We start from the raw sequence: 22,725 nt of genomic DNA on the forward strand, positions 1-22,725 counted from the left end.
CGACTAACGCCAATGAGCCAGTAAATGCCGCCTAAAGGACATGCCAACACCGTACGCCGCAGTGTGCCTGGGCTTTCCAGCCTGCCACGGCCGGTGTATGGGCGCACCGAATCGCTGCCCAACCGCGCCCTGACCCGTCGGCACAGCCACCCGTGGGTGCAATTGTCCTACGCCATTTCCGGGGTGCTGGAGATCCAGACCAGCGCCGGCCGCTTCGTCGCACCGCCCCAGCGGGCGGTGTGGATCCCCGCGGGCATGCCGCATCGGGTGTACAGCTCGCCCCACACCGAGATGCGCAGCCTGTACCTCGATTGCAGCGTCACCGCCTGGGCCGCCGAACGCTGCCAGGTGCTGGAGGTGAGCAGCCTGCTGCGCGAGTTGATCCGCAGCTTCAGCGAGCTGCCGGTGGAATATGCCGAGGATGGCCCGGATGGGCGCCTGGTCCAGGTAGTGCTCGACCAACTCGCCGCAGCGCCCAAGGTCGACTTGATGCTGCCATTGCCCCATGACCCAAGGTTGCGACAGATCTACCGCAGCTTGAGCCTGCGCCCGGAACAGCAAACTACCCTGGGACACTGGAGCGAGAAACTGGGGGTCAGCGAAAAGACGCTGAGCCGCCTGTTTTTGAAGGACACCGGCCTGACATTTCGGGCCTGGCGCCAGCGTTTAAGGTTATTGAGCGCCCTGCCCGCCCTGGAGCAAGGCGAGCGGGTGACGGATGTGGCGTTGAACTGTGGCTATGAGTCCACGTCGGCGTTCATCAACGCGTTTCGGCAGCAGTTCGATGCCACGCCCGGTGAGTTCTTCCGCTGACCTCACCGACGATGAAGAATCACTGTGGGGAGGCCCCCCCTACCTCTTCGACGTAGCGCGTCTAGAGGGAGTTTGCCCCCCCACATCAGACCTGTATGTACCGTTAGATCCCAGCCTTGGCCAGGATGGCCTGGAGCAACACATCCGCCCCTGCCGTCGACCACTCGGGGGAGATCTCCTCCGCTTCGTTATGGCTCAGCCCGTCCACGCACGGTACGAAGATCATCGCGGTCGGCGCCACCTGGTTCAGGTAGCAGGCGTCGTGCCCGGCGCCGGAGATCATCGGCCGATGGCTGTAGCCCAACGCCTCGGCGGACGCGCGTACCACCTCTACACAATCGCTGTCGAAGGCAATCGGTGCGTACTGGAAGATCTGCTTAACGCTGTGCTGCAAGCCGATGCCTTCGGCGATGTGCGCCACGGCGTCGCGCAATTGCTGGTCCTGGCGTGCCAGCACGGCCTCGTCCGGGTGCCGGAATTCCACGCTGAAAAACACCCGTCCCGGCACCACGTTGCGCGAGTTGGGAAAGATATTCGCCATGCCCACCGTGGCCCGTCCTTCCGCGCCCTGCTCCAGGCCCAGCCCATTCACGGCCTCGACCACACGGGCAAAACCGAGCAGCGCATCCAGGCGATGGTCCATCGGGGTGGTGCCGGCATGGGCGCTGCGCCCGCTCAATTCGACTTCGTACCAACGCTGGCCCTGGGCACCGGTGACCACGCCAATGGTGATGCCCTGGGCTTCGAGGATCGGGCCTTGTTCGATATGCAGTTCAAAGGCGGCATGCACCGCCTGGCCACCCACCGGGTGGGGGCCGGCATAGCCGATCTGCTGCAAGGCCTGGCCGATGGTCACGCCGGCCTTGTCCACACGGGACAACCCGTATTCCAGGTCGAACACGCCAGCGTAGACGCCGGAGGAAATCATCGCCGGGGCAAAGCGCGAGCCCTCTTCGTTGGTCCAGTTGACCACTTCGATGGGCCGGTCGGTTTCAATCCCCAGGTCGTTCAGGGTGCGCAGCACTTCCACTCCGGCGAGTACGCCATAGATGCCGTCGTACTTGCCGCCGAAGGGTTGGGAATCGCCGTGGGAGCCGGTCATCACCGGCGCCAGGTGGTCATGGCGCCCGGCGCGACGCGCAAATATATTGCCCATGGCGTCCACCCGTACCGTGCAACCGGCCGCAGTGCACCAGTGCACGAACAGATCGCGGCCACGCCGGTCCTCGTCGGTCAATGCCAGGCGCGACACACCGCCCTTTTCGGTGGCACCGATCTGCGCCATCTCCATCAACGAAGCCCACAGGCGTTCGCCGTTGACCCGTGCCAGGTTACTCATGGGGTTTGGCCCGATAACGGAAGTCGCAGTGGTGCGCGCCGCCCATGATGGTCTGGGTGCGGGTCAGTTCGATGTTCGGGTTGTAGCCGACGATAAACAGCTCGTCGCGGTTGCACGACAGCAAGTGGCCGATCTCGCCCAGGCCCATCTCGTGGTACATCTCGGCGTAGCGGCAGCGCTTGACGTCGTAGTCATAGTGCTCGGCATCGCTGGCGATGATCTCGACCTTGAGCGCGTCATCCTTCTCCCACAGCACTTGCAACTCCACAAAGCTCTTAAGGTCGGCGCCCTGCTCTTCCAGTGCGGCAAAATGCTTGCCGGCCTGGATCGCCGCATTGCCCACGGCTTCGCCGATCACGGCGGCGGCAAAGTCCTTGCCCTGCTCACGCTTGAGTATCTCGTAGATGGGCTTGATGATTTCCGCCTCGATCCGGCGCCGGGCAAGGATGCCCAGTTCACCTTCCAGTTTGCTCATTGCATCTCTCCATTGACCCTTGCAGGAGCGAGCCAGCTCGCACCTGCAGAGGGGGTGGGTTTATTGGCCGCCCGCCACACTCACCGGCTGCCATTGATTGGCCTTGACCTGGTAAACGGTGAACGACGGTTGCTTCAAGTTGCCCTCGGCATCGAACGCAATCGTGCCAGTCACGCCCGGATAGCTGATGGCGCGCAGCACCGGCAGGTACTTCTGTGGGTCGGTGGATCCGGCCTTCTCGATGGCCGCCACCAACACACCAACGCCGTCATAGGCAAACGGTGCATGCAGTTCGATCGCGGTTTTGTAGCGTTCTTTATAGGCCTGTTCGAACGCCTTGCCACCCGGCATCTGCGCAATCGCCAGGCCCGGCTCCAAGGCAATCACGCCCTCGCCTTCGTTCTGCGCCAGCTGCAGGAAAGTCTGGCTGACAAACCCACCGGCGCCCATCAGCGGTGCCTTGATCCCCAACTGCTTGATACGCCGGGCCAGCGGTGCAGCCTGGGCGTCGACGCCGCCGAAGAAGATCAGGTCAGGGTTCTGGCTACGAATATTGGTCAGCACGGCACTGAAGTCGATGGTCTTGTCGTCCACGTATTCGCGGGCAACCACCTTGGCACCACCGGCCTCGATGGATTTGACGAACTGGTCCGCCAGGCCCTGGCCGAATGCGGTGCGGTCGTCGATCACGGCAATACGCTGGGCTTTCAAGGTGTTCAACGCATAGCGGCCGGCCACCTGGCCGCCATCGTCGTCGTGGCCCATGATTCGAAAGCTGGTGTCGAAGCCCTGCTGGGTGTAGGCATGCCCGGTAGCGACCGGCGCAACCTGGGCGATGCCGGCATCGTGGTAGACCCGCGCCGCCGGGATGCTGGTGCCAGTGTTCCAGTGGCCGACCACGCCGACCACGCCCTCATCCACCAGGCGTTGGGCAACGGTCACGGCGGTGCGCGGGTCGGACTGGTCGTCTTCGGACACCAGCTTGAAGGTCACCGCCTCACCATTGATTGTCGGGTGCTTGGCGTTAGCCTGGTCGATGGCCAGTTGCGCGCCATTTTCCAGGTCTTTACCAATCCGGGCCGAGGGCCCGGTCAAGGGACCGGCCAGGCCGATCAGCACGGTCTGGTCGGCCTGGGCCATGGCGCTCGCCAGGCTGCTCAGGGCCAGGCCAATCAGTGCGGTTTTGTTGAAAGTCTTCATCAGTCGTTCCTGTTTCTTTTCGGGCGGGTCGGAACACGCCGGGCGTCCGGTAGCGTCATGGGTGTTTTTTCATCGAGCCGTTATTCACCGAGGTAGGCGCTGCGCACCTCGGGGTGTTCAAGCAAATCTGCGGAGGGCCCGCTGAGGCTGATGCGGCCGGTGTCCATCACATAGGCGCGGTCGGTCACTTGCAGGGCCAGCCGTGCGTTCTGTTCCACCAACAGCAGGGTCATGCCCTGGCGACACACGTCGTCGATCACCTGGAAGATTTTTTCCACCATTATCGGCGCCAGGCCCATGGACGGCTCATCGAGGATCAGCAAACGCGGGCGTGACAGCAGCGCACGGGCCAGGGCGAGCATCTGTTGCTCACCGCCCGAGAGCAAGCCGGCGGACTGCTGCAGGCGCTCTTCCAGGCGCGGAAAGTGTTCGAACAGCTGGCGCATTTCGCGCTGCACCTGCTCGTTGTCACGGCGCAAAAACGCACCGGACTGGAGATTCTCCAGCACGCTCATGCGCGCAAAAATTCCGCGCCCTTCCGGGACCATGGCGATGCCCTGGCGCAGCAACTGGTCCGGCGCCTGGCCGAGGATCGAGCGCCCGGCAAAGCGGATTGCACCCTGACTGGCCGGCAGCAGACCCATCAGCGCCTTGAGGCTGGAGGTCTTGCCCGCACCGTTGGCACCGATCAGCGTGACGCGCTCACCCTCGGCAATGTGCAAATCCAGGGATTTGACCGCCTCGATGGCGCCGTAGCGCACCTGCAAACCGTCGACGTTCAACAAGGCTTCAGACATGGGCACTGGCTCCCAGGTAGGCCTGGATCACTGCCGGGTGCTGGCGCACTTCGACGGGTGGCCCTACGGCGATGACTTGACCGTAATCGAGCACGCTGATGCGGTCGCATACGCCCATCACCAGCTTCACGTCGTGCTCGATCAACAGCAGGGTATGGCCGTCGTCGCGGATCTTTTCCAGCAGGCCGCGCAACTGCACTTTTTCACTGGCATTCATACCCGCCGCCGGCTCATCCAGGGCCAGAAGGCGCGGTTCGGTGGCCAATGCGCGGGCGATTTCCAGGCGGCGCTGATGGCCGTAGCTCAAGCTGTCGGCGCGATAATGGGCGAAACCCGCCAGCCCGACATACGCCAGCAGGCGATGGGCGTGGGCACGGGTTTGGGCTTCCTCGTCGCGAGCACGGCGATGCCGGCTCAAGGCGGCCCACAGGCCATTGCGGGTGCGCACATGGCGCCCGACCATGACGTTTTCCAGGGCGCTCATGGTATTGAACAAGCGGATATTCTGAAACGTGCGGGCAATGCCGGCTTCGGCCACCTGATGCACGCTGGTCGGCCGGTACTCCCGGCCATCGAGCTGGAAGCGCCCGGAATCCGGGGTATAGAGGCCGGTCATGACATTGAAGAAGGTGGTCTTGCCCGCGCCGTTGGGGCCGATCAGCCCGTAGATTTCGCCGGCCTGGATACTCAGGCTCACATCGGTCAACGCCGCCACGCCCCCGAAGTGTTTGTTGACCCGGTCAATCTGCAACAGAGGTGCGTTCATCGTGCCACTCCTTTGGGCCACAGCCCGGCGGGTCGATAGAGCATCGCCAGGATCAACGCGAGGCCGTAGAACAGTTGGCGGATGATTTCCGGGTCCACCAGCACTTGGCCGAACAATGCCTGTTGCAACGGGCCCATGCTCGCGCGCAACGCTTCAGGCAACGCGGCCAGCAGTACGCAGCCGAGGATCACCCCCGGGATATGGCCCATGCCGCCGAGCACCACCATCGCCAGCACTGCAATGGACTCGTTGAGGGTGAACGATTCCGGCGAGACGAAGCCCTGGAACGAGGCGAACAGCGCGCCGCTCACCCCGCCGAACGCGGCGCCAATCGCAAACGCCAGCAATTTGAGGCGCACGGTGTTCACGCCCATGGCCTGGGCCGCTTCTTCGTCCTCGCGGATCGCCACCCAGGCACGGCCGATGCGCGAACGCTCCAGGCGAATGCAGGCAAACAGAATCAGCACCACCAGCGCGGCGAACAGGTAGTAATAGAGGTACACCGACGGCAGGCGCTGGCCGAACAGTTCCTGGGTACGGCCCAGGTTCACGCCGAGCAGGTTCACCGGATCGACCTGGGCGATGCCTTTGGGGCCATTGGTGATATTCACCGGGCGGTCGAGGTTGCGCAGCAGGATCCGGATGATCTCGCCAAAGCCCAGGGTGACGATGGCCAGGTAGTCGCCGCGCAGGCGCAAGGTCGGCGCACCCAACACCACGCCGCATCCCGCCGCGAGCAAGGCGCCCAGGGGCAGGATCAACCAGATCGAGGTGTGCATGCCCGCCGGCAGCAACGCCGCCAGGGCTGGAAACTGTTGCAGCAGATGGGGCGACGACAGCAACGCGGCCAGGTAGGCGCCCACCGCGTAGAACGCGATGAACCCCATGTCCAGCAGCCCCGCATAACCGACCACGATGTTCAGGCCAAGGGCGAGCATGATGTACAGCAGGGCAAAATCCAGGGTCCGCACCCAGGTGTTGCCACCGGCGTGGCCGACGATCCACGGTGCCAGCACCAGGGCCACGGCAAACAGCAGCAGGCCCAGGCTGGCGCGTTGATTGGCAGTGAGTGGGTTGATCATGCGCGGGTCGCCAGACGTTCGCCCAACAGCCCGGAAGGACGGAACACCAGCACCGCGATCAGCACGATAAAGGCAAACACATCCTGATAATTGCTGCCGAACACCCCGTTGGTGGCGGCGCCCAGGTAGCCGGTGCCCAGGGCTTCGATCAGCCCCAGCAACAGGCCGCCGAGCATGGCGCCCTTGAGGTTGCCGATACCGCCCAGCACCGCGGCGGTAAAGGCTTTGATCCCCGGCAGGAAGCCCATGTAGAAATGCGCGCTGCCGTAGTTGCTGGCCATCATTACCCCGGCCAATGCCGCCAGGGCACCGCCGATGGCGAAGGTGAGCACGATGACCCGATTCGGGTTGATGCCCATCAGGCTCGCGACCTGGGGGTTTTCCGCCACGGCACGCATGGCCCGGCCAAAGCGCGTGCGCTCGACCAGCACCAGCAGCGCGACCATCACTGACAGCGCAATGGCGATGGTGGTGAGGGCCGTGGCGTTGGTGACAGCGGGGTGCGCGGAGACGCCGGGCAGTACTTCGATGGGTTCCAACGGCAGCAGTTGCGGGAACATTTGCGGGTTACGGGTCCAGACCAGCATTGCGATGGTTTGCAAAAGCAGCGACACCCCGATGCCGCTGATCAACGGCGCCAGGCGCGGCGCGTGACGCAACCGGCGATAAGCGACGCGCTCGATCACCACCGCCAGCACCGCACAAAATGCCATGGCGACCAGGGTGGCCGTCAGCAACACCAGCAGCGCTGGCAACGCTGGCCAGGTCGCCTGCAACAGGCGAATCATCGACAAGCCCACGAGCGCACCGATCATCAGCACATCGCCGTGGGCGAAGTTGATGATGCGCAGGATGCCGTAGACCATGGTGTACCCCAGGGCCACCAGCGCGTAGAGACTGCCCGTCATCAAGCCGTTGAGCAGTTGTTGGATAAAACCATCCATGAAGACCGTCGACCTCAGTGCGTACAAGGGCGGCACACTAAGCATCTATTCTATTTTTATCAAATATCAGAAAGTTATAGGGTTATGCCAAAGCAATAACAGGCTATTTATGCCGTAAATACGGCACTTATGGCTCTTTATCTGGACTAAAACTTGGTATTTAATTCAATACATGAATAAATCAGAACAGTTAGCCAATGACCCTCCCCTGCGTGCCGTGCGGACGTTCGAAGCGTTTGCGCGCCATGGCGGGGTGAATGCCGCCGCGCGCGAGCTGGACGTTTCCGCCTCTGCCATCAGCCATCAACTGCACCTGCTGGAAGACTTCCTGCAGCAGCCACTGACCCTGCGCCAGGGCCGCAACCTGGTGCTCACCGATGAAGGGCGCGAGTATTACCGTGCCATCCGCTCGGCCTTTGCCGTGCTGCGCAGCGCCACCGAACATGTGCGCGAGAAAAGCGCCACCCGCCAGGTGACCATCAGCCTGATCCCGCTGTTTGGCATCAACCTGTTTATCCCGCGCCTGGCGAACTTCCTCAAAGACCACCCGGCGCTGGACATCAACGTGACCTACGCCAACCACCGCAGCTACCCCAGCGATGCTGCCGACCTGTCGATTCGCTTCGGCACCGGGCACTGGCCGGGCTATCACAGCGAACCGCTGATCTCCGGCGCGGTGACCCCCTATTGCAGCCGCAGCTTTCTCGCCCAACACGGCCCCATCGACACGCCCCAGGCCTTGAGCGAACTGCCGTTGCTGCACGATGAAGAACGCGGCACCTGGGGCCAATGGTTCGAGGCCGCCGAGGTCGACACCACGGCGCTGAATGGCTTGCTGCTGGAAGACGGCCAGCTGGCACTCACCGCCACCCTCACCGGCCTGGGCTGCGCGTTGCTGCGCGCGCCGCTGGTAGCGCCCCATGTGGCCAGTGGCGAGCTGGTGAAGCTGTTTGATCTGGAGGTCAATGATGGCCGCCAGTACTACCTGTGCCGGCGAGCCAACAGTGAGTTGTCGAGCGAGGGGAATGACTTGTATGACTGGATCAAGCGCAGCTTGAATGCGGTATAGGCATTGTGGAGATCCAAATGTGAGAGGGGCGGTTTACAGGTCAGCTGCCGTTACCGCTATGGGCCTCTTCGAAGAAGTAGTCCTTCCAGCTCGCCGCCTTGTTTTTCAGTACACCCAGTTCCTGCAGTTTCTCGGCGTAGATGAAGGTACGCTGCGGCACGATGGTGAAGTCGATTTCCGGGTCCTGGACGATTTTTTCCACCAGGTCCAACGGCAGCTTTGACTGTTCTACACGGATATACGCCTTGGCCGCTGCGGGCTTATCGGCCTTGATGATCTGCTCGGCTTCGGCCAGCGCGGCGTAGAACGCCTGGTAGGTCTTGGGGTTTTCGTCGTGGAATTTCTGCGTGGTGTACAGCACGTTGAACGTCGCCGGACCGCCGAGGATGTCGTAGGAACTGAGCACCTTGTGCACGTTGGGACTCAGCAGCTCCTGGTACTGGAACGGCGGACTGGAGAAGTGCGCGTTGATCTCCGAACCACCGGCAATCAACGCGGCGGTGGCGTCGGGGTGGGCCAGGCTGATGGAGATGTCATCGAATTTCTTGTAGTGGGCATCGCCGAACTGCCTGGCGGTTTCGATCTGCAAGGTGCGCGACTGGAAACCCACCCCGGCGGCAGGCACGGCGATGCGGTCCTTCTCGCTGAAGTCCTTGAGGGTCTTCACGTTGGGGTTGTTGCTCAGCAGGTAGTTGGGCATCGAGCCCAAGGAGGCGATGGCCTTGACGTTCTGTTTGCCCTTGGTACGGTCCCACAGGGTGAGCATCGGCGGTACACCGGCGGACACCACATCCAGGGCGCCGGCCAGCAGCGATTCGTTCATGGCGGTGGCGCCGGAAATGCTGTTCCATTCCACCTGGATGTCCAGGCCCTGGGCCTTGCCGTGTTTTTCGATCAGGTGCTGGTCGCGCACCACATCGAGGATCAGGTAGCCGATGCCGAATTGCTGGGCGATGCTGATCTTGCCTTCGGCCTGGGCACCGGGGCTGAGCAAGGCGCTGGCGGCGGCGAGGGACGCGGCCAGGAGAGCCAGGGAGGAACACTTGAACGTCATGGGGAATCTGCCGCGTTTTCGAGAAGGTGATGGAGCGTAGCCGCGGTTTTTTAGACAGCAAAAGAATATCTGGGTCTATTGTTATGCAAATACCCCTAAAACGGCGCGCAGCTGGTATCGTGCCGCGCTTTGAAAAAACTGCCGCACACTGTGAGGAACTGCACGTTGAACACTGACGAAAAAATGACCGGGGACCTGTTCGAGGTGGATAAGCGCCTGTCACTCAAACCCGTGGTGGACTTCAACAGCTACCTGCGCAGCGCTTTCGGCGACGGTCCGTGCACCTGCATTCGTTGCACCGCCAGCGGCGGTGACGAAACCGGTTACGCGTTCCAGCACACCTTCAGCTTCGACGGCAAACCGACCCAGCGCCGCTTTGCCTCCACGGCGGGCAGTGATGTGTTGATGGCGCTGAAAAAGGCCTGGTTGTCCTTCACCAAGGCTGAGTTGCCTTCGAATGGCGCGCTGGCGCTGGAGACGGTGAAGGAATTTGTCGAGCCGCAGTTGCACAAGCGCCTGGCGCCGCTGTTCCTCGCCAGTGGGTTGGTCAAGGAGGTGGACGGCGAGTTGCACCTGCAGCCACAAGCTGCGGCCTGACGCCTCCTCCCTGAATCAAATCGTCGCCTTTGTTCAGCGCGCTCACTTCAAACTCGTTTCCAGCCAGGCCTTAAGATCCTGCACTTCCGCCTCACTGACCGTGTGGTTCATCCCCGGATAGCCATGAAACTCCGGCTTCAATCCAAGCCCCACCAACGCCTCATTCGCCCGCGTCGCCGAGGCATAGGGCAGTGCCTGGTCCAGGGTGCCATGGCCAATAAAGATCGCCAGGTTGTTCAAGCGCTGATCCGGCTTGAGCTCAGCCTTGAGCACCGGCAGCACGCTGCCACTCAGCGCGGCAATGCCACGCACCAGTTGCGGGTCACGTAAAGCCACCTCATACGCCATGATCGCGCCCTGGCTGAACCCCACCAGGAATACCCGGTCAGGCTGGGTGTGATACTTGGCGGTGGCCTGGCCGACAAAGTCCTTGATCAGCTTGGCGCTGCTGTGCAAATCGGCGGTCACACCATCGTAATCGCCGTCACCCGGGGTCTTGGTAAACCAGCGAAAGCCATTCGGTTGCACCGGCGTCGGCGCACGGGCCGAGAGGTAGGTCCAGGTGGACGGCAGTGCGTCCTTGATGCCGAACAGGTCTTCCTCATTGCTGCCGAATCCGTGCAGGAAAATCACCAGCGGCTCGTTGCGCGCATCGCCCTGGGTCTGTTCCAGGTACGCCAGCGGCAAATCGGTGTGCAACTCGGAATCGGCGTGGGCAACGCCGGCCACCAGGGCCAGCGCGAGAGCAAGCAGTTTGAACATGGGACGTGACCTCAGGGTTTACGCAACAAGTAGGTGTCCATGATCCAGCCATTCTCCAGGCGCGCCGCCTTGCGCACCCGTTCGATCTGTTCCGCCACTTCACTGACCTTGCCGCTGATCAATATCTCATCCGGCGTGCCCAGGTAGGCGCCCCAGTAAATCTCCAGGCCCTGATCGGCCACCGTGCGGTAGGAATCTTCTGCGTCGAGCATGACCACCAGGGTATCGGCCTCGCTGGCCTGCCCCGCCGCCAGGCGACGCCCGGTGGTGATCTCGATGGACTTGCCGATACGGTTCAAGGGCACTTTATGCTGGGCCGCCAAGGCTTGCACGCTGGTGATGCCGGGAATCACCTCGAACTCAAAGGTGCAGCGGCCACTGGCCAGGATCGCCTGCAGGATGCGGATGGTGCTGTCGTACAGCGCCGGGTCGCCCCAGGCCAGGAAAGCGCCCACTTCATCGTCGGCCATCTCCTCGTTGATCATGCGTTCGAAGGTGGCCTGCTTGTCGCGGTTGAGGTCCTGCACGGCGGTGGTGTAGTCGATCTCACCGCGCACGCGCTCGGGGCAGTCGGCCTCGACGAAGCGGTAGCCGGGTTCGGTGATATAGGTCTCGCAGATCTCACGGCGCAGGTCGATCAGCTTGTCCTTGCTCTGGCCCTTGTCCATCAGGAAAAACACGTCGGTGCGGTTCAGCGCCTTCACGGCCTGCATCGTGATGTAGTCAGGGTTGCCGGCGCCAATGCCGATGATCAGGATGCGTTTCATGGATTGCTCTCATTGCGGGGCGTGGATTTTGCCATGTTCACGCACTCAGGCGTGAGTTTCCAGGCGCAGGCGCCACACCGTGTTGAAGCGCAGCTCGGTGGCGGACAGCGGCTCGACGTCGATCCGGTAGAACATCGGCACCGGGCACTGCATGACATGCAGCAACGCGGCGCGGATGACAAAGGGATGGGTGATGGCCACGATGTGCCCGGGTTGGGCCTCCAGGGTTTGCATCCACTGCGCCACCCGCGTGCACACCTGATCGACCGATTCACCGCCATGGGGCGCGCTGGCACTGTTGGTCAGCCAGACCTGTAATTCGTCGCTGTCGAGATGACTGAGGCGTTGGCCTTTCCAACGTCCCAAATCGCCATCACGCAGCGCGTCGTCAATGACCGCTTCACGGCCATACAAACCCGCCGTCTGCCGTGCCCGTAACTCAGGTGCACAGAGCAAATGTGTGTTTTTTGGATAGCGATTGGCCAGCGATAACGCCGCGCCTTGCCAGTCCATTGCAACGCACTCGTCATCAGCAAAGCGCCCCTGTTTTTGCAGGGACGTTGCGGCATGGCAGATCAAGGTCAGGCGGGTGGCTTGCATTGCGGGTCGCTGATACGCAGAGGTCGAGGCGACCAAGCCTGGCGCAGTTAACCCGATGACGCAACGCCTTCGTTTCCACGCGGAGCAAGGGAACGATCATTGGCCGCGCACTGCAGCGCTAGTCAAACCACTCCCGCCGCCCCTCGAACGTACCGACGATCAACTCGACGATCATCTGCACCGCCTCGGGATGGCGCACCTGCGCATTCACCGCCAGCCACACCTGGCGCTGCATGCTGTCCTCGGCCAACAACCCCGGCAACGCCACCAGCCCCCGGTCGAAGCTGCTCATGTAGTGCGGCAGCAAACCGATGCAGGCGCCGCAGCGGATCATCTCCAGCATCAGCGAATAGGCATGCACCTGCACCACCGCCGCCAGGCGCTGTTGCACCACCTGGTTCCATGGCTGCAGGGCCTCGACCTGGGCGTCCGGCTGCCATTGCACCAGCATGTAGTCAGCCAGGTCTTCCACGCTGTCCGGGCGCGTGGTCAGGCGTGAATAGCGCTTGGCGATATGCGGCAGGTACCGCAATCGCGCCAGCGCCCGCGGCGGTTCGGTGACAAAGCTCGGGCCGGGCACCGGGCCGTCGGTGTCCGCCAGCCACAGCACCACATCCACGTCCACCGCTTGCAGGGACAGGTGGCTGTCGAGGGAGATGATCTCCAGGCGCACGCTGGCATTGCGGCGCAGCAAGGCGATCAGGTCGCGACCGAGGATGTCGTGCAGGATCGGCTCGGCCACCGCCAGGCGAATCAGCGGCTGTTCCAGTACCGGCAGGCGCCGTTCATGGGCCAGGGCGATCAGTTGGGCTTGCAATTGCTGGCCGTCGCGGCTGAGCACCAGGCCGTTGCCCTGGTAGCTGAACAGCGCATGGCGCAGGTGTTCCTCCAGCTGGGCCAGGCGCTTGCGCAACAGGGTTGCCTTGATATTCAGGCTGCGCGCGGCCTGCATGAAACAGCCGCAGCGCGCACTCACCAGAAAGTAGCGGGCCACCTCCGGGTCGATCTCGCTGGCCAGGGCTAGCCAGGCACTGCGGGGCTCGGTAGGTGCACGGTAAGCAGTGGGCCCCTGTGGGGCAGACGGTTCGAGAAATGCCATGGGAGACTCCCTGTCTGGTTGGTCTGTGCATCCAATGCGGGTTGAGGCGTGTTACTCCAGCACTTTGTTCAACTCGGCGCCGTCGATACTCAAGGTCGCGGTGTTGAGCATGCCTTCCAGGTAGGCCTTGGCGATCTGTTCCTGGCGCTGGGCGCGCAGGGCCTGGGTCAGGCGTTCACGCAGCTCGTCCAGGGTGGCGGTGCGCGCCGGTTGCTGGCCGATGAGCTTGAGCACATGGAACCCGGCCGGGCTCTGCACCACGTCCGAGACCGCACCGACCTTGAGCCGCGCCACCGCGCCGCGCACCTCCGGCACCAGTTGCTGCAACGGCTGCATCCCCGAGTCGCCACCGCGCGCGGCGCTGTCGGGGTCCTGGGAAAACTGCGTGGCCAGGGCGGCAAAATCAGCCGGCGCGGCCTGGGCCTTGCGGCTCAGTTCCTGGGCCTGGCGCCGTACGGCATCGAGGTGTTGCGGGTCATTCACCGCGAGGAAAATCTGGCTCACCTGGTACAACGGCGGCGTCACCCATTGCGCCTTGCCGCTGTCGTAGGCCTGTTGCAACTCGGCGGCGCTGGGGTAGTCCGCCGGTACCTGGCTGACCGAGAGCATGTAGTCGCGAAACACGATCTGCTCGGCGGCGGCGCGGGTCTGCTGCTCCACCTCCGGGCGCTGGCGCCAGCCCTGGGCATCGGCCTGTTCAAGCACGGCTTTTTGCGCCAGGCGTGAGCGAATCCAGGTTTCCAGGGCGCCACGGTTGCCGCGCAGTTGCTCGCGGGATTCGGCCGGCAGGCTGGCCAGCACGCTTTTCAGCTCCGCCAGGTCGATCTGCTGATTGCCCAGGCGCGCCACCGCTGGCCCGCTCGGCGCGGGATTGATCACCGGCGCCGGTTGCTGGGCCGCCACCGGGTCGCTGCCCGGCCGCAGGCTCAACGCCACGGCCACCACCAGCACAGCCAGCGCCCCCGCGCCGAGCATCAGGGTTGGCTTTTTCACAGCACCGCCGCCTCTTCACCCACCGCGGCGGCCTGCAACTGCGCGGCCTGCTGGCTGTACTCACGCAGGTAGACGATAAATTCCTGCAACAGGCGATCCCACAATTCCAGCTGGCTGCGCAGGTGCGTGACGCCAACCCCGGCCACCACCACGTCCATTTCCATCAGCAGGAACTCGCCCTGCACAGACAACCGCGCAAAGCGCCGCGAGGCGTTCCATACCGGGGCCAGGCCTTCGGGCAACTCGCCCTGCACCCGCAACGCGCAGCTGTAGGTGAAGTCCACATAGCTGCCCTGCTCCGCCGCCGGGTTGCCGAAGCGCACGGCAAAGCCGATGCCCTGGCTGGCGCTGAGCAACTGCACGATGCCGTTCTGCTCGCTCTGGTTAACCCGGTAGCCGGCGTCCTGCAACAGGTCGGTGAGGCTCTGGACGGTGACGCTGGTGATCAATTCGCTCATGGTGATCTCTTCCTTGTCTATCAGTGATTGGCGGCTGCCTGGGGCGCATCAAAACGGCTCTTGTACAGATCGTCGCCAAAACCCTGGGCCAGTTCCTCGAACTTGACCCGTGCGCTGCTGGCGAACGGCTGGCGAATGCTCATCACCTCGGCCACATCGATTTTTTCGTAGGCCGCGAGCAGTTGCTGGGCCACGCCGTACATCTGTTGATTCTTGACTGAACATTGCTGCACTTGTGTGTCACGTTCGCTTAAGGCCGCCTGCAGGCGCGCGCGCTCGACTTCTTTACCCTTGGCCAGCACCAGCAGTTCGTCATAAGCCTTCTTGAACTTGCCGATCTGCTCGTTGCTCGCCGCCACCTGGGCCTGCGCCTGGCTGTGCAGGCTCTGTTGCTGGCCGGCCAGTTGCTCGGCGGTGCCACGGGCCTTTTCCAGCTCGGCCGTCAGTTGCTTGATTTGCGCCTGGGCCTGTTTGGCCTGGTTTTCGGCGGCCAGCCGTGCGGCACTGGCCTGGGCCTGTTCGCTTTGCAGCGCCTGCAATTGCTGGGTGGTGCTGCGCAGTTGCGTACGCAGGCGCTCCTCCATGCCTTCGGCCGACGCGCCGGTGCTCACCAGCAGCAGTAACAGCGCGCAGATTCGTGTGTTCATGTGGCGTCTCCCTGCGCATTAAAAGCGCGTGTTGAGTTCCAGTTGCATCACATCGACTTCGAACGGCTGGCCATACACTTCGGAGGCGCTCAACCAACGCGCACTGGCGTAGATGTTCTTGTCGATACCGTAGTTGCCGCCAATGAAATACCCCTTGGCGTTGGTGCCGCCCAGGTGGAACGACGAGTCGTTGAAGCCATCGGGCAAGGCGTCGGGCTGGATGTACTTGTAGCCGGCCAACAGGTTCCAGTCGCCGCGCTTGCGCATCTCCAGGGCGCTGCCGAGGGTGAACGAGACCATCAGCGCATTGCCGCCACTTTCAAACTGACCATTGCTGTTGATGTTGTTGACGATCTCGCCTTCGCTGCGCTTGAGCATCTCGCCCTTGTCGTAGGCCAGGTTGTGAATGAAGTTGGCCTGGCTGCGCAGCTTGAAGTCGCTCGGCAGTTCGCTGTCCCAGACCAGGTTGAGGTCCAGCACATCGAACTTGGACGCCAGGCCTACGTACTGCGGGTCGGGTGTGCGCGCAGGATCCGCCGGGTTGGTGGTGTTGTTGCGCAGGTTGAACACCGTGTTGCCTTTCTGCATGAAGGCCACGCGCGTGCCGTCGGTGTCGCAACCTGCCGCACCCTGCCAGGTGGAGCAAGGGCTGGAGCGCTCGCCTTCGATGTCCTGGAACTGGTAGTAAGCGGCCGCGAGCTTGAGGCGGTTGCTGCGGTTGATCTTCCAATCCGCGCCGATCTGCCCGCCAAACAGCCATTTGGTGTCGCTGTCTTCCTTGTCGATACCATTGCTGCTGGCGGTGTCGGAGGTGTACTCCACCGGGAAGGCGCCAAGGGTACCGAACAGGCCCCACTCGCTGTTGAGGCTGTGGTTGAAGATCGCCGCCACGCCGTCGAAGTTGAGGTCGTTGGAATACATCATGTCGGTGGAATAGAACGGGTTACCGATGCGCCCGGCGGTCAACGTCATGTAATCGGTGGTTTTCCAGCTCAGGTAACCCTGGTCGAGCCAGATGTCCTTTTTGCCAAAGCCGCCGCCCAGGGTCTGGGTGGTGGACACCGGGTTATTGTCGGAGCCGGTGGCGATGCGAATGCCGGCAGTCCATTCCGGCGAAATCACCGCTTTCATGCCCAGGCGTGCACGCAGGCGGAACAGGTTCTCGCGGTCCTCGCGGGTGTTGAGCAGCGGCGGGAACTTGGTGTTGGAGTTTTTGTTGACGTCGTACGGGCCCGTGTCATTGAGCTTGGCGAAGTCAGTGATGTTGTTGCTGTTGTTGCCCGAGAAATAGCGCGACTCGTCGCGCAGACGAATATCGCCATCAAAGCTGATGCGCGAGATCCAGTCGGGGAAGGTATTGGGCTGTGCCCAGTTTTCCTGCTTGGCGGTGGACATGACTTCGGCTTTGACCTGGTCGCGGATCTGGTCGCGCACCGCCTGCGGCACGTACTGCACGCGCACATCCCCAGGCGCGGTCGCCGGGCCGCTGGCAACCACCGGCGCGGCGTTGGCCTGGCGGGCCTGCTGGGCTTCCTTTTCGGCCTGGGCGATCAGCCCATTGGCGGTGTCCTGGGTCAGCACACCTTGCTGCACCAGCAGGCGGATCAGGTTGATGGTGACGTTTTCCGAAGGCGCAACCGGGGCGGCCGCCGCCTGCCCGACCAGGGTCGCGATGACCATGCCAACCGCCAGGGTCAGTCGATTCACGGGGGAAATCATGTGTACGCAACTCCTGTAAAAAACCGTAGATAAGAGGTTTCGTGCAATCAATCCGGACGCCGGCCCTTGAGGGACAGGCGCATGGGCAGCGTCAGCGACGCCGGGGGCTTCTGTGTGGCACGCGGCGCACGGATCAACGCGAGCATCTGCGCGTCGGTGTCGGCGTCCCCACTGGACTTGGCCACCACGGCTTTGGTGACCTGGCCATCGGCGCCCAACCACAGGTCTATCTGTATCGAGAACGCCTTCTTGCGCAGCTCCGGGTCTTCGCGCATCAGGCGTTGATAGGTACCGGCCAGGTATTGCTTGTACGTGCCGGTCCCCAGCCCGCCGCCGCCACTGCCGGCCATGCCGCCGCCCTTGCCGGCGCCGATGTTGAAGCCGTCATTGCCGGACTGCGCATCGCCGTCGATCTGCATCGGGTTGGCCAGGTCTTCATTCGGTGAAGGCGGTGCTTCCTCGGCCGGCTTGACCTCTTCGGGCTCGGGGCTGGGCACCGGCTCCGGGACTTTCTCTTCAACCTGGGGCTCGGGCTCCTTGGGTTTTTCCGGAGGAGGCGGCGGCGGTGGCGGCAACGGGATAATCGTCGGCACCTTCGGCGCTTCACGGCGTACGCCACTCATGTCATTGGCCCACTGCCAGAGAAACCAGGCCGCCACGGCGCCCAGCAACAGGCCGGCGCCCCACTTCAACGGGCGCAACGGCGGTTTGTTCTTCACCGGCAACGGCGTGATCGGGATCTGTGCGGTCATGACTCAGCCCTGGCTCGGTTTGCCGGTGACCAGCCCGACCTGGGACAGCTCCAGCCGGCGCAGCAGGTCGAGCACCTCGATGACCTTCTGGTACTGCACCATGGCGTCACCGCGCACGATCACCGGGAAGTCCGGGTTCAGCGCTTTCTCGATGCGCAGGCGTTCTTCCAGTTCGCCGAGGGTCACCGGGTACGCATCGAGGAACACCTGGCCGCCGTCATTCACGGAGATGGCCTTGGTCTTGGCCTCCGACAGCGACACCGAGGCGCTGGCCTTGGGCAGGTGGATCTGGATCCCCGAGACCTGGGCGGTGGCGGTGAGGATAAACATCACCAGCACCACCATCAGCACGTCCACCAGGGGCGTGATGTTGATGCTGTCGACGGCGGCATCATCGTCATCGTCGTGGGAGGCATTTACGGAAGCCATGGCGATTCTCCTCAGGCCGGAACCGATGCGTGATGGTCGCGGCGGTGCGCGGTTTCACTGTGCTGGCTCTCGCCGTGCATCTCCGCCAGGCGGGTGATGAACTCGTCGACGAATACGCGCATGTCGGCGCTGACTTCCTTGTTGCGCGTGATCAGGCGGTTGTAGCCAAACAACGCGGGGATCGCGACGAACAGGCCCATGGCCGTGGCCAGCAACGCCGCCGCCATGCCCGGAGCGATGGCGTTGATGTTCACGTCGCCGGCCATGGCCGTGCCGAGGAACACCACCATGATCCCCAGCACCGTACCGAGCAGGCCGATGTACGGGCCGCCGGCGATGGCGTTGGACAGGGTCGACAATTTGGAACTCAGGGCCTGGTTCTCACGGGTGCGCACGCCGTCCATGGAGCAGCGGATCGCTTCGATGGTCGCCGCCGATACCGACGAGGTGTCGGCGCCCTGGGCACGGCGGGTGCGGATCTCCTTGACCGCCACCAGGTACAGGCGCCACAGCGAAGAATGGCTCAGGCGCTCAGCCAGCTGCGCATCGTCGGCATACATCTCCAGGCGCGTGCCGATCTGGGCGAAGTGCTCGCGGAACACTTCGTTGGCACTGCTGAGGCGGCTGACCTGGCGGTTCTTGCGCAGCATGATGATCCACGACTGGAACATCATCGCCACCAGCACCAAGATGATCACCCAGGCGTCCACCGGCACGGCGTTGAGCAAAAAGCCCAGGCTGCCGAAACCGAAACCGGACTGTTCTTCATCCACGCCGTAGGCCACCAGTTTCGACTCGGCGCCCTGGGCGCTCGCATCGGCCAGCAACAGCGCGGCCGGGCGCGCCACCTTGGACAGGCGCAGCTCATCCATGGCCCCGGCGAACGGCAGGTGCGTGCTGCCGGCTTCCGGCAGGTCGGCGCCGACCGCCAGCTGCGTGTTGAACCCAGGCATGGCCACGGCGAGCGTGGCGCTTTCACGGCCATTCACATACAGCGTGACCTTGTCGCCCTCGGCGGTGAACGCCAGGTGCTGCCATTGGCCTGGGTTCAGCGGTTGGGTCGACACCGCGCGCTGGCCGTCGATCTCCACAAACGGCGAGCCCTGGTTCAGGCCCAGCAACAGGCTGTGGGCGCCGTCACGCCGGGCCAGCACGATTTGCTCGCCACTGGCCTGGTCCAGGCGCAGCCAGGCGCTGAACGTGAAGGCAGCGCCGGCGGCGTGTTGCAGCGACGGGCTGGCCGGCAACAACAGCGGCTGGCCGGCGAACTGCAAGGCGCGGCCGATCACGCCGTCGATGCTCGCACCGGTGGCGTTCAACGCGGTGTTGGCGTAGGCCGTGGTGTCCCGTGGCGGCGTCGCGTTGGCGCCATCGAAGTGATAGAGCGCGGTGTAATTCGGATCGAACGTCAGTTGGCCATTGGCGGTGGCCGGGGCCTTCTGGTTGCCGTAGTACATCCAGAAGTCCTGGCGCTGGCCGCCTTCGACCTGGGGCACATCGACCCAGATCAACGCCATGCCCATCAACGGGTCGAAGCTTTCGATCTGGTGATTGAACACGGTCTTGTCATCGGCACTCACAAAGCGCAGGTCGGCGCCGTCGTCCTTGACCCCATCAAAGGTGAAGTTGCCGGTGTGCAGGCGCACTAGCAACGCGGTGCGGCCCAGGGCCTGGCTGATCGCGGCGCCCTGGGCGGTGGTGTCCACCGAAATCTGTTTGCGGTAGTGCCAATCGTCCTGCCACCAGGCATGGGCAGTGGCCGGGAGCGCGAAGCCCAGGCAGATCAACAGGCTCAGGAATAGGCGTTGCATGGGTGAAGTCTCCGGAAGAAAAAGTCAGAAAGTCGCCTGCACACTGAAGTGCAGTCGCGAGTCCTGTTTCTGGGTGTTCGGTCCATCGAGCAGCGGGTAACCCCAATCCAGGCTGCCGGACAACCACTTGCTCAAACTGGCGCGGGTGCCCAGGCCGACACTGGCCAGGCTGTATTCGTCTTCCTGCTCGGGCAGCGGGTCGTGCAGGCGCATGCGCGCGCCTTCGGCGAACGCATAGAAGCGCCACTCCTGCACATAACTGCCGAGGAACTTGGCCAGGGACGGCGTGCGCAGTTCCTGGGAGAGCAAATACCCCTCGTCCCCGGTGCGCTCGGCCGCCAGGTAGCCGCGCACCGAGGTGGCGCCGCCGGCGGAATACTGCTCGTTGGACACCAGCGGCCCGGAGGCCAGCTGGAAAGCGCCCTTGGACGCCGACTGCCAATCGTTGGCGAAGGTGTAGGTGTAATTCAGGTCGCCCTTGAGCACGGCGAAACTGGCACTGGCCTTGTAGCGCTTGTAATCGAACTCCTCGGCGTCGCTGCCGTAGCCAAAAAATGCACGGGTGCCGACCACCAGGTTCAAGCCCAGCCCCAGCTGGGATTGCTCGGTGTAGCGATAGCCGTTGTAGCCCAGGGTGAACGGCGCGTACTTGAGCGGCACCTGGTCGCTGCTGGCGCCGAACTTCATCTGCTCGTCGAAATCCTTGAAGTCCACGCCGAACGAAAACGAATTGGCCCAGTTGCCCGTCGCCGGCAAGCTGTAGATGGCGGACACGCCGTAGGAATGGCCCTTGCCCAACACATTGCTGCCGCCGATGGTGGCGATGTTGCTGTCGGACTGGTAACCGGAGAACTGCAAGGTCCAGCGTTCGTTCAGCGGCGCACTGTAGGAGCCCGACCAGACCTTGGCATTCTCGGTGTCCTGGGGCGCGGTGAAGTAGGTCAGGGAAATGCTGTGGCCCAGTTGCCAGAGGTTGTCGTAGCCCAGGGTGGCGACCGAGCGCAGCTTTTCGGTGTCGGCGCTGTAGTCGTTGTTCAAACCGATACTGGCGTGCCAGGGGTTCTGGTCTTCGACCTGCAGATCCACATCCATGGTGCCGGGGCGCTGGCCTTCGCGGACCAGTGGCGTGACCTGCCGGCCGGCACTGCGGTTGAGCCCGGCCAACTGGGTTTGCACCGTGGTGAAATCCGGCACCGCACCTTCCTTGAGCCCCGGCACTTCCTCGCGGATCTCCACCGGCGAATAGTGCTTGGCGCCGACCACACGCACGCGGCCGACCTTGGTTTCGCTGACCTGCAGATAGACGATGCCGTCATCGACCTTCTGTTCCGGCAGCTCGACAAACACCGACTGGTAGCCACGCGCCTGGTAGATCTTCTGCAACGCATCGCGCGCGCCTTCGATATCGTCCAGGGTCTTTTGCGGGCCGAGAAACGGGTACACCGCCTCCTCGATCGTCGCCGCATCGAGCACGGTATTGCCGCGCACGAAGTACTCGTTGACGTCCACCTTGCGCGCCGGGGCCTCACCGCCCTCCTCGGCCCACACCGGTTGCGCCAGGACGCCCAGCGTCAGGCAGCACAACGCCAGCGTTGATTTGAACAGATGCTCCACACCGCCCCCTAACTGTCTAAGATTTTGCACCGTCGCCGATTGCACGGCGTCTGGCCTGCTCAATTGCTGCTGGTCGAAAGATGGCTGTGCCGCGCCAGCCAGGTGTGCAGCAAGGCGAAGTTCAAGGAGAACTCCGGCATGTGCAGCAAGGCGCCACAGAACACTTCACCGATGATGGTCTGGATCAACTGCACGGCCTGCGGGTTGTTCAACAGGCTGGCGATGTCGCGCTGCAAAGCGTGGATGCTCCACACCTTCTGGTTCAGCTCCAGGCCGACGAACCAGCGGAACAGCAGGTTGTAGTTCAGTTGCTCGTGCAGCTGCTGTTCGCTGGGCACCGAATACAGCAGTTGCAGCAGCAGGATCTGCACCACGGTCTGCGGCGCGATCGACATGCCCGGCGCGGCCTGGAGCAGGTCGCGATGCTGCTCGAGCACCTCGTCGATCTGCGGGCGCAACAACACCAGCGAATGCCCCGCCGGGATGTAGCTGGACACTTCCTTCAAGGCGCCCTGCCAGTCGTCCTGGGAGACGATCCACACCCACGGCGCGCCGTAGCGGTACACCGAAACCGGCTTCTTGCGCGCAGCCTCGACGATCTTCGACAGGCGCTGGTCGAGCTCCTGCATGCCTACTTTCGAGTAACGTTCCATAGTTCCCATTGCCCCACTCCTGGCGTCCCGCTGACGGCTGGGGAGGCGGCTCGTGGCGGCCTCCAGCGCGTTACATAGGCAAGACGGAAGTGGCGATGAGCTACCGAACTTTTGTCATGAAAGCTTCATTTGGGATTGTGAGGGGGGCAATTTTTCCGGGTCGGCATGTGCGGCCCTGAAGCCGACCGGAGTTGGGTCTGGTGTACTGGGTAAATGTGGGAGGGGGCTTGCCCCCGATTGCAGTGGGTCAGTACCAAATCCATCAACTGACACTCCCTCATCGGG

At 63.3% G+C, this 22,725-nt stretch carries 24 protein-coding genes; 3 read left to right on the forward strand and 21 right to left on the reverse strand.

Annotated features, from left to right (window positions below; genetic code table 11):
* The first annotated feature begins 24 nt into the window (after nt 1-24).
* Nucleotides 25-813 (forward strand): AraC family transcriptional regulator, encoded by a 789-nt coding sequence (locus tag AC07OP_RS02825; protein ID WP_115488601.1) that lies wholly within the window; start codon nt 25-27, stop codon nt 811-813.
* 103 nt (nt 814-916) lie between these two features.
* Here AC07OP_RS02825 and AC07OP_RS02830 read toward each other — a convergent pair whose 3' ends face one another.
* From AC07OP_RS02830 to AC07OP_RS02860, 7 genes are all read right to left on the reverse strand, one after another.
* Nucleotides 917-2,152, reverse strand: coding sequence for a Zn-dependent hydrolase (locus AC07OP_RS02830; RefSeq protein WP_027607275.1), 1,236 nt, complete (start codon nt 2,150-2,152; stop codon nt 917-919).
* Nucleotides 2,145-2,627 (reverse strand): L-2-amino-thiazoline-4-carboxylic acid hydrolase, encoded by a 483-nt coding sequence (locus tag AC07OP_RS02835; protein ID WP_027607276.1) that lies wholly within the window; start codon nt 2,625-2,627, stop codon nt 2,145-2,147. The genes AC07OP_RS02830 and AC07OP_RS02835 overlap by 8 nt, the downstream gene beginning before the upstream one ends.
* 60 nt (nt 2,628-2,687) lie before the next feature.
* A complete protein-coding gene (locus tag AC07OP_RS02840; RefSeq protein ID WP_065948080.1) occupies nt 2,688-3,827 on the reverse strand; it encodes a branched-chain amino acid ABC transporter substrate-binding protein in 1,140 nt (379 codons plus the stop codon).
* A gap of 80 nt (nt 3,828-3,907) precedes the next feature.
* Entirely contained in the window at nt 3,908-4,624 is a 717-nt protein-coding gene (locus AC07OP_RS02845; RefSeq protein WP_065941816.1) for an ABC transporter ATP-binding protein, read from the reverse strand.
* Nucleotides 4,617-5,390, reverse strand: coding sequence for an ABC transporter ATP-binding protein (locus AC07OP_RS02850; RefSeq protein ID WP_495101678.1), 774 nt, complete (start codon nt 5,388-5,390; stop codon nt 4,617-4,619). The genes AC07OP_RS02845 and AC07OP_RS02850 overlap by 8 nt, the downstream gene beginning before the upstream one ends.
* Entirely contained in the window at nt 5,387-6,472 is a 1,086-nt protein-coding gene (locus tag AC07OP_RS02855) for a branched-chain amino acid ABC transporter permease (RefSeq protein WP_115488597.1), read from the reverse strand. Before AC07OP_RS02855 ends, AC07OP_RS02850 begins: the two co-directional genes overlap by 4 nt.
* Complete coding sequence (locus tag AC07OP_RS02860) at nt 6,469-7,416, reverse strand: branched-chain amino acid ABC transporter permease (RefSeq protein WP_495101679.1); 948 nt, start codon at nt 7,414-7,416, stop codon at nt 6,469-6,471. The genes AC07OP_RS02855 and AC07OP_RS02860 overlap by 4 nt, the downstream gene beginning before the upstream one ends.
* Before the next feature lie 172 nt (nt 7,417-7,588).
* On the opposite strand from AC07OP_RS02860, the gene AC07OP_RS02865 reads away from it, so the two are divergent.
* Complete coding sequence (locus tag AC07OP_RS02865; RefSeq protein ID WP_495101680.1) at nt 7,589-8,485, forward strand: LysR substrate-binding domain-containing protein; 897 nt, start codon at nt 7,589-7,591, stop codon at nt 8,483-8,485.
* 40 nt (nt 8,486-8,525) lie between these two features.
* Here AC07OP_RS02865 and AC07OP_RS02870 read toward each other — a convergent pair whose 3' ends face one another.
* A complete protein-coding gene (locus AC07OP_RS02870; RefSeq protein ID WP_495101681.1) occupies nt 8,526-9,539 on the reverse strand; it encodes an ABC transporter substrate-binding protein in 1,014 nt (337 codons plus the stop codon).
* Between the two features lie 165 nt (nt 9,540-9,704).
* Between AC07OP_RS02870 and AC07OP_RS02875 the strand changes: the two genes are divergently transcribed.
* The gene (locus AC07OP_RS02875; protein WP_115488594.1) at nt 9,705-10,136 is read left to right on the forward strand and encodes a hypothetical protein; all 432 of its coding nucleotides are present in this window, start codon (nt 9,705-9,707) and stop codon (nt 10,134-10,136) included.
* Between the two features lie 42 nt (nt 10,137-10,178).
* On the opposite strand, the gene AC07OP_RS02880 is transcribed toward AC07OP_RS02875, so the two are convergent.
* From AC07OP_RS02880 to AC07OP_RS02940, 13 genes are all read right to left on the reverse strand, one after another.
* Nucleotides 10,179-10,898 (reverse strand): alpha/beta hydrolase, encoded by a 720-nt coding sequence (locus tag AC07OP_RS02880; RefSeq protein ID WP_495101682.1) that lies wholly within the window; start codon nt 10,896-10,898, stop codon nt 10,179-10,181.
* Nucleotides 10,899-10,909: 11 nt separating this feature from the next.
* On the reverse strand, nt 10,910-11,665 hold the full coding sequence (cobF, locus tag AC07OP_RS02885; protein ID WP_495101683.1) for a precorrin-6A synthase (deacetylating): 756 nt from the start codon (nt 11,663-11,665) through the stop codon (nt 10,910-10,912).
* 45 nt (nt 11,666-11,710) lie between these two features.
* Nucleotides 11,711-12,265 carry a histidine phosphatase family protein gene (locus AC07OP_RS02890; protein WP_495101684.1) on the reverse strand — a complete coding sequence of 185 codons (555 nt, stop codon included), beginning with the start codon at nt 12,263-12,265 and terminating at the stop codon, nt 11,711-11,713.
* Nucleotides 12,266-12,383: 118 nt separating this feature from the next.
* Nucleotides 12,384-13,364 carry a LysR family transcriptional regulator gene (locus AC07OP_RS02895; protein ID WP_323147274.1) on the reverse strand — a complete coding sequence of 327 codons (981 nt, stop codon included), beginning with the start codon at nt 13,362-13,364 and terminating at the stop codon, nt 12,384-12,386.
* A 51-nt stretch (nt 13,365-13,415) separates the two neighbouring features.
* Nucleotides 13,416-14,357: a peptidylprolyl isomerase gene (locus tag AC07OP_RS02900; RefSeq protein WP_141157436.1), complete on the reverse strand. Its 942-nt coding sequence runs from the start codon at nt 14,355-14,357 to the stop codon at nt 13,416-13,418.
* Nucleotides 14,354-14,815 carry a YbjN domain-containing protein gene (locus AC07OP_RS02905; RefSeq protein WP_065924373.1) on the reverse strand — a complete coding sequence of 154 codons (462 nt, stop codon included), beginning with the start codon at nt 14,813-14,815 and terminating at the stop codon, nt 14,354-14,356. The genes AC07OP_RS02900 and AC07OP_RS02905 overlap by 4 nt, the downstream gene beginning before the upstream one ends.
* A 20-nt stretch (nt 14,816-14,835) precedes the next feature.
* Nucleotides 14,836-15,462 (reverse strand): DNA repair protein, encoded by a 627-nt coding sequence (locus tag AC07OP_RS02910; protein ID WP_495101685.1) that lies wholly within the window; start codon nt 15,460-15,462, stop codon nt 14,836-14,838.
* Nucleotides 15,463-15,480: 18 nt separating this feature from the next.
* Nucleotides 15,481-17,181 carry a putative porin gene (locus AC07OP_RS02915; protein ID WP_495101686.1) on the reverse strand — a complete coding sequence of 567 codons (1,701 nt, stop codon included), beginning with the start codon at nt 17,179-17,181 and terminating at the stop codon, nt 15,481-15,483.
* A 47-nt stretch (nt 17,182-17,228) separates the two neighbouring features.
* A complete protein-coding gene (locus AC07OP_RS02920) occupies nt 17,229-17,933 on the reverse strand; it encodes an energy transducer TonB family protein (protein WP_223016533.1) in 705 nt (234 codons plus the stop codon).
* Between the two features lie 3 nt (nt 17,934-17,936).
* Nucleotides 17,937-18,362 carry an ExbD/TolR family protein gene (locus AC07OP_RS02925; protein ID WP_010211136.1) on the reverse strand — a complete coding sequence of 142 codons (426 nt, stop codon included), beginning with the start codon at nt 18,360-18,362 and terminating at the stop codon, nt 17,937-17,939.
* A gap of 11 nt (nt 18,363-18,373) precedes the next feature.
* Entirely contained in the window at nt 18,374-20,173 is a 1,800-nt protein-coding gene (locus AC07OP_RS02930) for a DUF2341 domain-containing protein (RefSeq protein ID WP_495101687.1), read from the reverse strand.
* Nucleotides 20,174-20,197: 24 nt separating this feature from the next.
* Nucleotides 20,198-21,787, reverse strand: coding sequence for a ShlB/FhaC/HecB family hemolysin secretion/activation protein (locus AC07OP_RS02935; RefSeq protein ID WP_495101688.1), 1,590 nt, complete (start codon nt 21,785-21,787; stop codon nt 20,198-20,200).
* Nucleotides 21,788-21,846: 59 nt separating this feature from the next.
* A complete protein-coding gene (locus AC07OP_RS02940; protein ID WP_065926276.1) occupies nt 21,847-22,440 on the reverse strand; it encodes a transposase in 594 nt (197 codons plus the stop codon).
* Nucleotides 22,441-22,725 lie beyond the last annotated feature (285 nt).

It is taken from the genome of Pseudomonas sp. GW821-FHT09D08 (assembly GCF_059416305.1).

Excerpts from the sequence above, each read along its gene's own strand:
- AC07OP_RS02825 (WP_115488601.1), top strand. The coding sequence starts at position 25 with ATGCCGCCTAAAGGACATGCCAACACCGTACGCCGCAGTGTGCCTGGG.
- AC07OP_RS02830 (WP_027607275.1), bottom strand. The coding sequence starts at position 2,152 with ATGAGTAACCTGGCACGGGTCAACGGCGAACGCCTGTGGGCTTCGTTG.
- AC07OP_RS02835 (WP_027607276.1), bottom strand. The coding sequence starts at position 2,627 with ATGAGCAAACTGGAAGGTGAACTGGGCATCCTTGCCCGGCGCCGGATC.
- AC07OP_RS02840 (WP_065948080.1), bottom strand. The coding sequence starts at position 3,827 with ATGAAGACTTTCAACAAAACCGCACTGATTGGCCTGGCCCTGAGCAGC.
- AC07OP_RS02845 (WP_065941816.1), bottom strand. The coding sequence starts at position 4,624 with ATGTCTGAAGCCTTGTTGAACGTCGACGGTTTGCAGGTGCGCTACGGC.
- AC07OP_RS02850 (WP_495101678.1), bottom strand. The coding sequence starts at position 5,390 with ATGAACGCACCTCTGTTGCAGATTGACCGGGTCAACAAACACTTCGGG.
- AC07OP_RS02855 (WP_115488597.1), bottom strand. The coding sequence starts at position 6,472 with ATGATCAACCCACTCACTGCCAATCAACGCGCCAGCCTGGGCCTGCTG.
- AC07OP_RS02860 (WP_495101679.1), bottom strand. The coding sequence starts at position 7,416 with ATGGATGGTTTTATCCAACAACTGCTCAACGGCTTGATGACGGGCAGT.
- AC07OP_RS02865 (WP_495101680.1), top strand. The coding sequence starts at position 7,589 with ATGAATAAATCAGAACAGTTAGCCAATGACCCTCCCCTGCGTGCCGTG.
- AC07OP_RS02870 (WP_495101681.1), bottom strand. The coding sequence starts at position 9,539 with ATGACGTTCAAGTGTTCCTCCCTGGCTCTCCTGGCCGCGTCCCTCGCC.
- AC07OP_RS02880 (WP_495101682.1), bottom strand. The coding sequence starts at position 10,898 with ATGTTCAAACTGCTTGCTCTCGCGCTGGCCCTGGTGGCCGGCGTTGCC.
- cobF (WP_495101683.1), bottom strand. The coding sequence starts at position 11,665 with ATGAAACGCATCCTGATCATCGGCATTGGCGCCGGCAACCCTGACTAC.
- AC07OP_RS02890 (WP_495101684.1), bottom strand. The coding sequence starts at position 12,265 with ATGCAAGCCACCCGCCTGACCTTGATCTGCCATGCCGCAACGTCCCTG.
- AC07OP_RS02895 (WP_323147274.1), bottom strand. The coding sequence starts at position 13,364 with ATGGCATTTCTCGAACCGTCTGCCCCACAGGGGCCCACTGCTTACCGT.
- AC07OP_RS02905 (WP_065924373.1), bottom strand. The coding sequence starts at position 14,815 with ATGAGCGAATTGATCACCAGCGTCACCGTCCAGAGCCTCACCGACCTG.
- AC07OP_RS02910 (WP_495101685.1), bottom strand. The coding sequence starts at position 15,462 with ATGAACACACGAATCTGCGCGCTGTTACTGCTGCTGGTGAGCACCGGC.
- AC07OP_RS02915 (WP_495101686.1), bottom strand. The coding sequence starts at position 17,181 with ATGATTTCCCCCGTGAATCGACTGACCCTGGCGGTTGGCATGGTCATC.
- AC07OP_RS02920 (WP_223016533.1), bottom strand. The coding sequence starts at position 17,933 with ATGACCGCACAGATCCCGATCACGCCGTTGCCGGTGAAGAACAAACCG.
- AC07OP_RS02925 (WP_010211136.1), bottom strand. The coding sequence starts at position 18,362 with ATGGCTTCCGTAAATGCCTCCCACGACGATGACGATGATGCCGCCGTC.
- AC07OP_RS02930 (WP_495101687.1), bottom strand. The coding sequence starts at position 20,173 with ATGCAACGCCTATTCCTGAGCCTGTTGATCTGCCTGGGCTTCGCGCTC.
- AC07OP_RS02940 (WP_065926276.1), bottom strand. The coding sequence starts at position 22,440 with ATGGAACGTTACTCGAAAGTAGGCATGCAGGAGCTCGACCAGCGCCTG.